Annotated in this window: 13 protein-coding genes; 12 read left to right on the forward strand and 1 reads right to left on the reverse strand. The window is 52.2% G+C overall.

Annotated features, from left to right (window positions below):
* The 3 genes from MOST_RS02120 to MOST_RS02130 form a co-directional block, all read left to right on the forward strand.
* The coding region (locus MOST_RS02120) for a thiamine pyrophosphate-dependent enzyme (protein ID WP_170067045.1) at nt 1-740 on the forward strand (740 nt) is incomplete at its 5' end.
* Between the two features lie 5 nt (nt 741-745).
* Nucleotides 746-1,330: an indolepyruvate oxidoreductase subunit beta gene (locus tag MOST_RS02125; protein ID WP_054936039.1), complete on the forward strand. Its 585-nt coding sequence runs from the start codon at nt 746-748 to the stop codon at nt 1,328-1,330.
* A gap of 218 nt (nt 1,331-1,548) precedes the next feature.
* The gene (locus MOST_RS02130) at nt 1,549-2,856 is read left to right on the forward strand and encodes a pyrimidine-nucleoside phosphorylase (protein WP_054936040.1); all 1,308 of its coding nucleotides are present in this window, start codon (nt 1,549-1,551) and stop codon (nt 2,854-2,856) included.
* A 118-nt stretch (nt 2,857-2,974) separates the two neighbouring features.
* Here MOST_RS02130 and MOST_RS02135 read toward each other — a convergent pair whose 3' ends face one another.
* Nucleotides 2,975-3,712 carry a sulfite exporter TauE/SafE family protein gene (locus tag MOST_RS02135; protein ID WP_054936041.1) on the reverse strand — a complete coding sequence of 246 codons (738 nt, stop codon included), beginning with the start codon at nt 3,710-3,712 and terminating at the stop codon, nt 2,975-2,977.
* A 440-nt stretch (nt 3,713-4,152) separates the two neighbouring features.
* Between MOST_RS02135 and MOST_RS02140 the strand changes: the two genes are divergently transcribed.
* The 9 genes from MOST_RS02140 (at nt 4,153) to MOST_RS02180 (ending at nt 13,002) form a co-directional block, all read left to right on the forward strand.
* Nucleotides 4,153-4,917, forward strand: coding sequence for a creatininase family protein (locus MOST_RS02140; protein ID WP_054936042.1), 765 nt, complete (start codon nt 4,153-4,155; stop codon nt 4,915-4,917).
* Complete coding sequence (locus tag MOST_RS02145; protein ID WP_208974807.1) at nt 4,898-5,293, forward strand: cupin domain-containing protein; 396 nt, start codon at nt 4,898-4,900, stop codon at nt 5,291-5,293. The genes MOST_RS02140 and MOST_RS02145 overlap by 20 nt, the downstream gene beginning before the upstream one ends.
* A 43-nt stretch (nt 5,294-5,336) precedes the next feature.
* On the forward strand, nt 5,337-6,407 hold the full coding sequence (locus MOST_RS02150) for a Gfo/Idh/MocA family protein (RefSeq protein WP_054936044.1): 1,071 nt from the start codon (nt 5,337-5,339) through the stop codon (nt 6,405-6,407).
* 165 nt (nt 6,408-6,572) lie between these two features.
* The gene (locus MOST_RS02155) at nt 6,573-7,535 is read left to right on the forward strand and encodes a phosphoglycerate dehydrogenase (RefSeq protein WP_054936045.1); all 963 of its coding nucleotides are present in this window, start codon (nt 6,573-6,575) and stop codon (nt 7,533-7,535) included.
* Between the two features lie 13 nt (nt 7,536-7,548).
* Nucleotides 7,549-8,763: a LeuA family protein gene (locus MOST_RS02160; RefSeq protein ID WP_054936046.1), complete on the forward strand. Its 1,215-nt coding sequence runs from the start codon at nt 7,549-7,551 to the stop codon at nt 8,761-8,763.
* Nucleotides 8,764-8,828: 65 nt separating this feature from the next.
* A complete protein-coding gene (locus MOST_RS02165) occupies nt 8,829-10,010 on the forward strand; it encodes a succinate--CoA ligase subunit beta (RefSeq protein WP_054936047.1) in 1,182 nt (393 codons plus the stop codon).
* Nucleotides 9,994-10,869 (forward strand): succinate--CoA ligase subunit alpha, encoded by an 876-nt coding sequence (sucD, locus tag MOST_RS02170; protein ID WP_054936048.1) that lies wholly within the window; start codon nt 9,994-9,996, stop codon nt 10,867-10,869. The genes MOST_RS02165 and sucD overlap by 17 nt, the downstream gene beginning before the upstream one ends.
* A gap of 91 nt (nt 10,870-10,960) precedes the next feature.
* Nucleotides 10,961-12,043 (forward strand): ABC transporter substrate-binding protein, encoded by a 1,083-nt coding sequence (locus MOST_RS02175; RefSeq protein WP_054936049.1) that lies wholly within the window; start codon nt 10,961-10,963, stop codon nt 12,041-12,043.
* 107 nt (nt 12,044-12,150) lie between these two features.
* A complete protein-coding gene (locus MOST_RS02180) occupies nt 12,151-13,002 on the forward strand; it encodes an ABC transporter permease (protein WP_054936050.1) in 852 nt (283 codons plus the stop codon).
* Nucleotides 13,003-13,296 lie beyond the last annotated feature (294 nt).

Consider the following 13,296-nt stretch of genomic DNA (forward strand, 5'->3'; position numbering starts at 1 on the left):
GATACAGGTATCCATGGCCTGCAGGGGCGGGGTGCCCCCACCGCGGCGTCTTTTACGTCCTGAAAAAGCTTCAGCTGGTGGTCGCCGGTGACATCGGCTGCTATACCCTGGGGGCCACCCCGCCCCTGCAGGCCATGGATACCTGTATCTGCATGGGGGCCAGCCTGGGGGTGGCCATGGGCATGGAAAAGGCCCGGGGAACGGAGTTTGCCCGCCGGGTGGTAGGGGTTATCGGCGATTCCACCTTCCTCCACTCAGGGATGACCGGCCTCCTGGACATGGTTTATAACGGTAGCAATGGCACCTTGATTATTTTAGACAATGGCACCACGGCCATGACCGGGCACCAGGATCACCCCGGTACCGGTTATACTGCCACCCAACGACCGGCCCCCAAAGCCGATCTGGAGCAAATCGCCCGGGCCCTGGGGGTGCGGCGGGTGCAGGTGGTCGATAGCTACAACCTGGAGGCGGTGGAAAGGGCTATCCGCGAAGAGACGGCAGCAGCCGGACCTTCGGTAATTATCGCCCGCCGTCCCTGCGCCCTTTTAAATAAGGAGAAAGAAGCCGTCTATATAGTGGATACGGAAAACTGCCTGGGCTGCCGTTACTGCCTGGAACTGGGCTGCCCGGCCCTTTCCTTCAACGGAGAGCAGGCAATCATTGACCGGGTCCAATGCAACGGTTGCGGCCTCTGCACCCAGGTTTGCCCGGCAGAGGCTATAACGGAAAGCAGGTGAAGGCAATGAATAATGGCGTGGTTAATGTCTTGCTGGTCGGCGTCGGCGGCCAGGGGACGATCCTTGCCGGCCGCGTCCTGTCCCGGGCGGCTACCTCCTTAGGGGGCGAGGTCAAGGTTTCCGACATCCACGGCATGGCCCAGCGGGGCGGCAGTGTGGTGACCCAGGTCCGTTTTGGCCCCCGGGTATATTCCCCTGTTATGGCTCCCGGCACGGCTGACTTCCTGGTGGCCTTTGAAAAGCTGGAGGCCCGGCGCTGGCTACCCTACCTGAAAGCCGGCGGGCAACTTATAGTCAATGACCAGGAACTCCCGCCTTTACCCGTTCTTACCGGGGCGGCGGCTTACCCGGCCGGCCTGGTGGCTGAGATGGAAACGCTGGTTAAAAATGTGCTGGTTATCGACGCCCTGGAACTGGCCCGCCGGGCCGGAAACGTCAAGGCCGTCAATATGGTCCTCATGGGGGCCCTGGCCAGGCAGCTGCCCATCAGCCGGGAGGCCTGGGAAGAGGCCCTGGCGGCCTCGGTGCCAGATCGGTTTTTGGAGGTTAATAAAAAGGCATTTAATCTTGGGTGGGACCAGAACAGGTAACAAAAAGGTCATATCTTCCAGGTTATACCTGGGGATATGACCTTTAGTTTTAGATGCAGGAGGCACTCTTGCCCCGGATAAGCCGGCTAGGTATAATGCTTGCAAGGAGTATTTTTTCCTAGCATTTCCACCTGGCGGGCCACCAGCAGTTTATCAGGGGCTTTTTCGTTGCCGGCTGGTGAGAAAAAATCGATTGTTAGCGGGAGGTTTACATAATTATGCAGATGCTCGACTTAATCCGCCGCAAGCGGGAGGGCCAGGCCCTGGTGCCGGCGGAAATTGAGGCCATGATTCAGGGTTATACGGCCGGGACAATCCCAGACTACCAGATGGCGGCCTTCCTTATGGCCGTCTATTTCCGCGGCCTGGACCGAGAAGAGACGGCGGCCCTCACCCGGGCCATGGTGGCCTCGGGGGAGCAGGTCGACTGGAGATCCATCCCAGGTGTCAAGGTCGACAAGCACAGCACCGGCGGCGTGGCCGATACAACCACCCTGGTCCTGGCGCCCCTGGTAGCGGCCGCCGGGGTACCAGTGGTCAAGATGTCCGGCCGCGGCCTGGGCCATACCGGCGGCACCATTGATAAGCTGGAGTCCATTCCTCGCTTCCGGGTGCAGCTATCCCAGGAGGAGATGGTCCGGCAGGTAAAGGAGATCGGGCTGGCCATCACGGCTCAGACGGGCAAACTGGCCCCTGCTGACGGCAAGCTCTATGCCCTGCGGGATGTTACGGCCACGGTGGAAAGCATCCCCCTCATCGCCAGCAGCGTCATGAGCAAAAAAATCGCCGCCGGCGCTGATGCTATAGTTCTCGATGTCAAAGTCGGCAGCGGCGCCTTTATGCCTGATCTGGAATCAGCCCGGAAGCTGGCTCGGATCATGGTGGACCTGGGCAGGGAGATGGGCCGGCGGACGGTAGCCGTAATTACCAATATGGATGAGCCCCTGGGGATGATGGTAGGCAATGCCCTGGAAGTAAGAGAAGCTATTGCCGTATTATCCGGCGGCGGGCCGCGGGAACTGCGTGAAATCTGCCTGACCCTGGGCAGCCAGATGCTTTTGCTCGCCGGTGCCGCCGGGAGCAGCCAGGAAGGCCGCCGGCGCCTGGAAACCTTGCTGGCCGGAGGCCAGGGGCTAAAAAAATTCCGGCAGTTTATCGCCGCCCAGGGAGGAGACCCGGCAGTGGTGGACCGGCCGGAACTCCTGCCCGGCGCGGCCGATCAGGTGACGGTAGCTGCACCGGCCAGCGGTTACATCTGCACCGTCCAGGCCCGCCTGGTAGGCGAGGCGGCCATGCTCCTGGGAGCCGGGCGGGTCACCAAGGAAAGCCCTATTGACCTGGCCGTTGGTATTGAGCTCAAAAAACGCCGGGGTGAATACATCCATGCTGGCGAACCCCTGGCCGTCTTCCATGTTAATGACCGGACCAACCTGGAGGCGGCCAGGGAGAGATTCCTGGCAGCTTATACCCTGGCAGCAGAGCCGCCGGCCCCCCAACCGTTGGTGTATGAGATAATAGGTGATTAAGCACCTGCCCAGGGATAACGATAGATTGACTTCGCCAAGAAGAGAGTGAGTATATATCATTGACCCTGGTTCCCCCGAAGGTTTTTGGGAAAAATCAAGAGTTACATTGCACCAGACTTCATGGCAGCGTAGTTATCACGATGTAGATAGCCGTTCCCAGGACCAGTAGGGGAACGCTGCGCTGGAATTGCGCCTGAGGCACCAGGGAAAACAGGCGGCAACCCACTTGGCCGCCCAGGATGGCAAAGGGGATCAAAGAGACGGCCGTCAGGGTGATGTGACCGTCGATGGCCCCCAGGAGGGTTAAAAGAAGCAGGCTGGACGGGTAGACCAGGGTAAAGTAGGCGGCCGTTGTGGCCCGGAAGCGGTCTTTGGGTAGCTGCTGGTTGCTCAGGAAAAGGATAATTGGCGGTCCAGGCATACCGATGCTCCCCGTCAGGAAACCGGAGATGCTGCCCGCAATCCTTTCCCAGAAGCAACCGGCAGCATTTTTCACCGTCATGCCGCTCAAGAGCAGCAGGCTGCACAGGGCGGTGACAATACCGATGATAAGCTTGAGCTGCTGTACGTCAAAATGCAGGAAAACGTAAGCCCCCAGGGGAATCCCTAGGATGCTGCCCAGGAAAAGGTTTTTCACCACCGGTCGTAAAACAGCCTTACGGACGCGCAAAGTCAACAGAGAGAGGGAAACGAAGGAAATAATGATATTAATACCCACAGCGGTATGGGGGTCGTAGATCAGGAGCAAAAGGGGTACTGAAATCATGGCAAAACCGAAGCCGGTTATTCCCTGTAAAGCGGCGGCCAGGCAGACTATGACAGCCGACGCCAGCCAGACGGCAATGCTACCGGGCATGACGGGTCATCTCCCGTAGGGCTGCTTCCCATTTTCCCTTTGGCGCCAGTTTGATCGCTCGCTCCAGGCCAACATTAATCAAGAGTGCCCTTAAAAGTTTCTAAGGTAGGCCACATCAACCCCGTACTTTTGTAAAACGGGTTTTATTTTTTCGTTAATGTTGCTTTCGCTATCATGACCTTACTTTGCACCTGCTATTCCAGAAACTTTCAGCCTCATTTTAGCAGAGAAACGGTAGAATAGCAATTTGCTTTTGAGAGCATCATGGGATCCCAGCGGTTACCAAAGGGAAAAAGGTTAAACAATTTTCAGGATAAGCTAGTCAATAAAATTTTGCTTCCGAAAAATAAATAAAAAAAATTGACGACCAAAGCAGGAATATCAAAATTAACGTAGAATATATCATATATCATAGATGATCAATTATCGGGGTGAAGCAATTGACACGCCAGGAAGAAAACCATTACCTTCTGGAAATAACCCAACCGGAGGCCGAAGCAATCCTTAAACGTTCTCGCCTGGCAATTATCCCTGCCGGTAGCGTGGAGCAACATGGTCCTCACCTGCCCTGCGGTACGGACCACTATGCCATTATGGTTATTGCCAGGCGGGTAGCTGCAGGGCTCGATGGCCTTCTGGTTCCTTTTAGCCATGCTGGTGTTACTCCCTTTCATGCCTCCTTTGCCGGCACTTTAACTCTGCGGCAGGAAACATATATAAACCTTTTGATGGATGTCGCTGCCAGCGTAATCAAACACGGAGCGAAACGCATTCTTATCTTGAACTGGCATGAAGGTAATACCGCAGCCATTAATTATGCTGCCTCCCAGCTACAGCAACAGTATGATGTCCGTTGTGTGGTGGCCCAGGCCTGTTATATTGCTGCTCAGCTTTACCAGGAGGAAGCCGAATTAACTCACGCCGGGGCTTTAGAAGCCCTCCCGGTACTGGCTTACCGGCCTGAACTGGTAAGACTGGAGCGGGCTACCAACCCCTCCTCTTACCAGGCAGCCAGAGAAATGGACGCCCTGCGCCGTTCAAGGTCGGTTTACCCCCTGCTTGCGGACATCCGGCAGATAGCGCCCACTGGCTGGTACGGCGACCTGAGCATTGTCAATGAAAAAAAAGCGCAGGAACTGGTAGAACGCGTAAGCATAGAGATCGTGCAGGCGGTGCAAGAAGTTTTTGAACGTCTTGATACGTAACCGGGAAGGACGGGATCAAGTGATTACCAGGGTTAACATCAAACTGGCCGCTTTTCAACCGGCAACGGGGCGAAGGGTGGCGGAACTGGTCTCGGCAAAAACTACCGGGGCTGCGGGTGTTACCTGTCGCCTTGTCGAGATCTATTCCGAAGACCAGGGTGGGGCAAGGCAGCCCCATGTTCATGAAGATGTTGAAGAAGTAATCTATGTACTTCAGGGTGAGGGTAAGGCCTGGGTTGATGGTGAAGAAATTGACATAACGCCGGGCGATCTTATTGTTATACCAATAAAAGCCAGGCACCGGATTATAAATCCAGGTGTTGGGGATTTGCGTTTGCTCTGTTTTTTCCCGGCGGCAGCGGTGGAGGTTCCTTAGATTTTTTCTTTAAAATAAATATCTGAAAGAGAGGGGTTAAACAATGTCCTACGAACCAGTAAGGGTGGCGTCAATTGGCCTCGGGCGCTGGGCCAACATCATGGCTAATGCCATTGAACGCAGCGAGAAATTAAAGATAGTCGCCTGTTATTCCCGGAGTGTGGGCAAACGGGAGGCCTTTGCCGCCAAACACAACTGCGAGATAGAAGATAACCTGGAGTCATTATTGAAACGTGATGATATTGAAGGGGTTATTGTCACCACCCCCAATGACCAGCACGCGCCGGTAATTGAAGCTGCAGCAGCTGCGGGCAAACATGTTTATGTTGATAAGCCCATCGCCGTTAGCCTCGATCACGCCCGGCGCATTGAAAAAGCCGTCCGCGACGCTGGCGTCGTCTTTACCGTTGGCCACAGCGCCAGGCGCCTGGCCGGGGTACGTAAAATTAAAGAACTGATGGACAGCGGTCGCATCGGGGAAGTATCCATGATTGAAACCAACTTTTCCAACGAACGGGGCCTGGAATTGCAACCCGGCAACTGGCGTGGTGACAGGTTGATGGCGCCAGGTGGCCCCTTAACCCAGCTTGCTGTTCACCATGTCGACAGCCTGCAATACCTGCTGGGTCCTGTAGTCCGGGTTTTCTCCTTTATGAAATCCATGTATACGCCGGTAGATCAGGATACGGCCACCATGACCATCTGCGAGTTTGCCAGTGGTAAGTTAGCTTATATTGGTGCCAACTGGGCTTCCCCAGGCGTATTCTTTATGAACGTTTATGCAACGAAAGCCACTCTCTTCTACGACCTGGATTTCGGCTGGTGGAGTAAGGCTGATGTAGTTGATGATCATAGCAAGCTCATCTTGAGGGAGTTTACCAGCAAGGGCGATGACCCTGATAACCGCTTCTTACACGATGTACCCGTCACCCTGAAACGCGGCGATATGTTCCGAGAGCAATTTGAAGACTTTGCCGATTCTATTCGCGGTCTAAAAGCGGCTCCGGAGATTGATGCCGCCCAGGCCATTCACAACATTGCTGTAGTCCTGGCGGCGGTGGAATCTTCTAAAACAGGAAAAGCAGTGGAGATTGAGGACATATTAAACAGTTAACTCGCAGTTAAACCAGGCAGGTGGCCATAAAAAGGCCACCTAATAACCCCTGTTATCCCGGGCGCGGGAAGAAGATAATTTCCCGCGCCAGGGATAGCTATTGCCCCGGCGGGGAAACCGGGGTACCACAGCCGGGTGAAGAAAGTAAGTAAAGGGGAGAGGGTCTTGAGCCCTTATATTGTACTTTCTACCTCGCCTACTTTTACCAGGTATTCCAGCAGGGCTAAGCAAATACTGGAAGAGTATCACTGTCGTCTGGTAATGATCCCCCCTGATGAAATGCGACGACGTGATGATTTCAAGGAAATATTGCCTGAGGCAGATGCCTGGGTTGTAGGTACTAATAAAGTTCTAGCCACAGATCTGGAACAGGCTCCAAAACTGAAGGTAATCGTTAAACATGGTACCGGTATCGATAGTATCGATTTGGAAGCAGCGGCCCGGCGGGGGATTATCGTAGCCAATGCGCCCGGAACCAACGCCAGTGCGGTAGCCGACTTGACCATAGGCCTTATGATTGCTGCTGCCCGGCAGATTGTTATAGCTGACCAGCAGACGCGCCAGGGTTTATGGGGACCGGTCATGGGCTTTGATATTTACGGTAAGACTTTGGGAATTGTGGGCCTGGGCCAGATAGGGCGCGGGGTTGCTAGACGAGTCCAGGGCTTTCAAATGAATATCCTGGGTTATGATATGATGCATGATCCTGAATTTGAAAAAGAGCACGGCGTGCGGCCGGCAAGTTTAGAAGAAATCCTGGCTACAGCAGATTTTATTACCCTTCATTTACCTTTGACAGAAAGTACTCGGAAGCTTATCGGCGCACGGGAACTGGCCCGAATGAAAACCACCTCCTTTTTAATAAATACCAGCCGGGGTGAACTGGTTGATGAAGCGGCCCTGTATGAAGTGCTGCAACAGAAAAAAATTGCCGGGGCGGCCCTGGATGTTTTTCAGGTGGAACCTCCGCTGGATTCCGCCCTGTTGAAACTGGATAATGTAATAGTCACGCCGCATATGGGCGGTTATACCTACGGATCTATGGCTTTGACCAGCGAGGTGGTAGCGCAAACGATTGTTAATGTTTTGACCGGAAAACCGCCTTTATACGAAGTAAAGGTAAGTTAAGGAGGATTAACTAATGCAGGAACCGTGGCACCAGGATAAGTGGTGGGTAAGTGAATATAATTTTGCACCAGCGGTACGGGAACAGCAACAGTTGCCGGAGAAAATTATTGTCCACGATGCTACCTTGCGCGACGGCGAACAAACGCCGGGAGTAGTCTTCCGGATGGAAGAAAAGGTAGCTATCGCCCGCATGCTGGATGAACTGGGCGTAGATCGTATAGAAGCCGGCATGCCAGCAGTCTCGGCTGAGGATGCCGAAGCCATCGGGGAAATTGCCCGGGCCGGTTTAAAGGCAAAGATTATGGCCTTTTCCCGGGCCATGCCTGCCGATATTGACCGGGCTGTCGCTTGTGGTGTCTGGGGAATTATACTGGAAGTGCCGACAGGTTATCCCAAATTAAAATACCAGTTTAACTGGACGGAAGACGAGATAATTGCTAAAAGCGTTACGGCTATCAACTATGCCCATGACCGTGGTCTTTATGTAACCTTCTTTCCCTTCGATACCACACGTGCCAGAATGGATTTTCTCAAGCGTTTGTTTGCCGAAGTAATGCGTAAAGCTACGCCGGACAGTATCGCCGTTGTTGATACAACCGGCACGGCAACACCCGCGGCCATGGGCTACTTGGTCCGCGAAATCAAAAAAATGGTTTCCGTTCCGTTAGAAGTGCATACCCACAATGATCTTGGCCTGGGAACGGCAACAACCCTGGCGGCAGTGGAAGCCGGGGCCGAGGTGGTCCACGGTTGTATCAATGGCCTGGGTGAGCGGGCTGGGAACACGGCACTGGAAGAAGTCCTCCTATGCCTGGCAGCTTTATATGGTTACCGGCTAAAAGTAGACTTGAGCAAACTGGCAGCCATCTCAATGCGGGTGGCCGAGATGGCCGGACAGCCCCTGGCCGGTAACAAACCGGTGGTTGGCTCTTTACCTTTTACCCGGGAAATTGGCCTGGGAATGGAGGTCCTGCAGAAGTCACCTCTGGCCATTTTCCCCTTCTTACCTGAGACGGTAGGTAAAAAGATGGAAATCGTTATGGGCAAAAAGACCGGTAAAGGGTCTGTAAGGGTAAAACTGGAGGAAATGGGTCGCAGGGCAACTGAAGAAGAAATTGAAGCTATTGTCCAGCGGGTTAAGGAACTAGGGATTGCCAAAAAAGGTATTCTGACACAGGAGGAATTTGAACAGGTAGTTAATGACGTTCTGGGTCAGGGCGGATTCTAATGGTGAAATTATGTAGCGAGAAAATAATGAGGCAATATATTGAACATCCAGGGAGGAAATAAAGATTGTATCTTTATGAATACCAGGGTAAGGAGCTCTTCAACCAGCAGGGCCTGGCAATACCACGAGGGGAAGTGATAACAACGCCGGCAGCAGCCCGGGAGGCTGCTGCCCGTCTAGGCGGCAGGGTTGTAATTAAGGCTCAGGTACGTGCCGGAGGGCGGGGGAAGGCTGGTCTGGTAAAGATTTCTTCCTTTCCGGAAGAAGCTGCTAAAGTTGCAGGAGAAATGCTGGGCCTGACATACAGGGGTGAAACAGTAAGGCAATTACTTGTAGAAGAAGTGCTGAATATCGAGCAAGAATTTTACCTGGGAATAAGCCTGGATTACGGGCACGGGTATCCGGTAATGCTTCTCTCTACCCAGGGCGGTATGGATATCGAGGAGGTAGCCAGGAGGGAACCAGAAGCTCTGGCCAGGCTGGTTTTGCCGGAAACAACACTGCCACCTCTTTACCTTTTTGCGGAACTGGGTCGCAAGGCAGGATTAATGGGAAAAAAGTTGCTCCAGGTAAGGGATATGCTCTGGAGGATGGCACAATTATTTTACCGGCTGGATGCTCTGACGGTGGAGGTGAACCCGGCGGTCTGGTGCCGGGACGGTCGCCTGGTGGCGGCTGACGCCAAAGTAATAATTGATGATGCTGCCTGGGACCGCCACCCGGAACTAGCCTCCTGGTTAATGGTGCCCGATGATCCCTGCCAGCTTGAAGCCCAAAAGTACAATCTCGGTTACGTGCGCCTGGATACGGCCGGGGAAATAGGGATTATCGCCGGCGGCGCCGGCCTTTGCCTGGCAACCATGGATACCGTAATTCGCCTGGGGGGAAGGCCGGCCAGTTTCCTAGACCTCGGCGGGGGTATTACTGCTGAACAAATGATGGCAGCCATGGAGATTACATTAAAAACGGCAGGTATCAAGGGTATTATTGTCAACGTTTATGGTGGAATTAATAATTGCTATACGGTGGCCCAGGGCATTACCGCCCTGCTGGATAAGTTACCTGCCGTACTACAGGTGCCGCTGGTAGTTAAGATGCGCGGTCATTCCCAGGAAGAAGGCTGGTCCTTATTGGAAAAGTACGGAGTAACCGTAATCAAAACCGGTACAACGGCAGAGGCGGTGCAAAAACTGTTATTGCAGCTGGCGGTTGACGAAGGGGGGCGGGCAGATGGCTATCCTGCTTGAGGCTGATAGCCGGGTTATAATCCAGGGCATTACCGGCAACCAGGGAGCCTATCACGCCCGGTTAATAAAAGAATATGGCACCAGGATCGTAGCCGGGGTTACACCAGGACGGGGCGGTGAAGAAGTACATGGCATTCCGGTATTTGATACGGTGAAGGAGGCACGGGAGATTGCAGGCCACCTTGACGCCAGTATGATCCTGGTACCGCCTCGAGCTGTTAAAGATGCCGCTGTTGAGGCTATAGAAAATGATATTCCTATAATAGTAATCATTACCGAACACGTACCGGTGCATGATACCATGTATTTACGCGCTCTGGCGCGGCAGCGGGGTGTCAGGCTGGTCGGCCCCAATACTATTGGCATTATCAGCCCGGGCAAAAGCAAGCTGGGAATTATGGCTTCCTTTCTCTACCCGCCCGGCCATATTGGCATGATGTCCAGGAGCGGCACCTTGAGCCATGAAACGGCCTCCAACTTGATGTACCGCGGCCGGGGTCTTTCAACAGTGGTAGGGATTGGCGGCGATCCGGTAGTGGGTACTGATTTTGTTGATTTGCTGCCCCTTTTCGCGGCCGATCCTGAAACGGAAGCAGTAATAATGATCGGCGAGATTGGCGGCAATAAGGAAGAACGGGCGGCGGAATATTTACACAGCAGCAGCTACCCCAAGCCTGTCTTTGCCTATATTGCCGGGCAGACAGCCCCGCCGGGAAAACAGATGGGTCACGCTGGGGCCATCATTGAAGGCCAGACTGGCCGGGCGGATACCAAAGCAGCAGTCCTCGCTGCCGCCGGCGTCCGGGTAGCAAACAGCCTGGAAGAACTGGCGGATATGGTTAGTAGTTTATGTAAATAGGAAAGGAGGTGTTTTTAAGGGAAATAAGGAGAATTGTAAGAAGTAAAAGTTGGCGGCATGACAATCAAATTTACAAAGGGGGGTTAGAAAATTGAAACTTACAAAGGCTTGGTTAATTGGTTTGCTTATTGGATTAGCCTTTATAGTCACTGCATGTGGGGGTAGCCAGGAAAAGAACCAAGAGAAGAAGGAAACTTCAAGCCAATCTACCCAGGCAGAACAGTCCCAATCCAAAAAGAATGAAACCGTCCGCGTACTTTACAGTGATAGTGTTTTCTCACTAACCACAATAGTAGGTTTAGAAAAGGGCTTTTTCGCAGAGGAAGGGCTTAATGTTAACGCTATGCCGCTGTCCAGCGGCGGCATGACAGTATCTGGCTTGATAGGTAAGTCGGCTGATTTTGCTGTCGGGTCTTTTGCCCGTTTCCTCGACGCCGTCAATAAAGACTTGCCCATCATTGCCGTGGGTGTTACAACCAAAGGCTTCCAAGGATACGTCATCGTACCACCCGATTCCAATGCCAAATCGATTGAAGACTTAAAAGGTAAAGACATAGCTGTGCAGATGGGCTCCGGTACTTCTAGCGTCTTCTTGCGGTATTTAGAATCTAAAGGTTTGAGCCCCAAAGATTTTAAGATCCGGGAGATGGATACAGAACTGATTCCGGCGGCCTTTGAAGCCAAACAGGTTGCTGCCGGTGTTCCGTGGGACCCCTTTGCTACGCAAATTATTGAAAAAGGTGTTGGCAAAGTTTTACTGACTCCAAAAGACCTTGCTGAGCCGGTAAAGGCTACCTATGCGTTCCCGCTTCTAACTTTAGAAGAAACCATTAAGAAACGGCCAGAAATGGTGCAAAAATTCTTGAACGCCTGGGTTAAGTCTCTTGATTTTATTCATCATAACCGCGAAGAGGCTATCGACATTTTAAGAGCAGCCTTTGTTAACCAAGTAGGCCTGAACGTCTCTAGAGAAGCTGTTAAAAACATGGTAGAGACTACCTATTATACGGAATCTACCTTTGATGATGAAGATATTAAAGACGCTTATGAGAGCGCCAGGATTTTCTACGATTTTGGTATCACAAAGAACGCTCCTCCTTCTCTCGAAAAGATTAAGGCCCATGTAAACAACACTTTTGCGGAGAAGGCAGAAGCTCAGTTTCGTAAGAAATAAGAAATAGGGATGGTTAACAACGACCGGTGGGTGGCGAACAGGAATAACACATTCCGTTCTACCACCCCCCTTCCTGGTCATTTCGAGAACCTGAAAGGAGCTTAGGCATGGGTTCAACAACCATAACAATGATGAAAAACAACAAACTGCCATCCAATAATGGAGGAAAAATTCCTATCAAAGTTAAATTACAATACTATGGTCGGAGCGTATTATACAACACCGTACCTATACTAATACTTTTAATTATTTGGGAAATAGTTGCCAGTATGAGAATAGTCCATCCTTCACTCTTCCCCAAGTTTACTACAATAGTTAAAACTATTGTCGAACAAATCTTTTTAGGTAATTATTTCTCGGATGTAGCCTACTCAATGTACCGGGTTTTTATAGGCGGTGGACTAGGAATTGTGGCAGGTACTTTCCTGGGGTTAATAGTTGGCTTTAACAGGACTGTGGAGAGGTGGATAATTCCTGTTCTGCAGTTTATTATATCAATTCCTGGAGTAGCTATCTTTCCTATTGCAGTCCTGTGGCTAGGTTTGACTGAAACCTCCATTCTGGCAGTGCTGGTACTGGAGTGCGGAGTGACAGTGGTGTTTAACGTCTGGACAGGGGTAAAAACTATTCCCGAGGTACTGATTAACGCGGCGGAAACCATGGGAGAAAAAGGGTTCAGCCTGTTCAGAAGAATCCTTATTCCCGCAGCTCTTCCAACAATTGTTACCGGGTACCGGTTAGGTTTCGCCCGGGCCTGGAGGGTTTTGGTGGCAGGGGAAATGCTTTCCGGCATTGGTGCCGGTCTGGGTTACCGCGTTTACTCTGCCCAGGAATTTTTCGATAGTGAATTAATGCTGGCGGGCGTACTTTCTATTGCCTTGCTGGGCCTACTAATCGAGAGAGTGGTGTTCCGCTCTATCGAGGTATTTACAGTAGAGCGATGGGGCGTACTCCGGTAGGATGAGTGACTGAGTTGTTCTGGAGGTGGAGCTTATGAGTGGAACCAATGGGAGTGCAAAGAGAGTCAAGCTTGAAGTCCGCAATTTGGAAAAAAACTACTTGGTCGAAGATGTTGGCGGCCGAACCATCAAAACTGAGGCCCTTACGAATGTAAACTTTACTATAAACCTACATTTCGCGAGGCAAGATTACCAAATTAGGAATTTATTCCATTTCTGAACTTGGAAGGTACTAGCAACAACTACGTAATGCTTTCTGGCTCCATTGATTAAGAACCTGATGATAATCAACAG

The sequence above is a fragment of the Neomoorella stamsii genome, from assembly GCF_002995805.1.
Classification (GTDB): Bacteria; Bacillota; DSM-521; order Neomoorellales; family Neomoorellaceae; genus Neomoorella; species Neomoorella stamsii.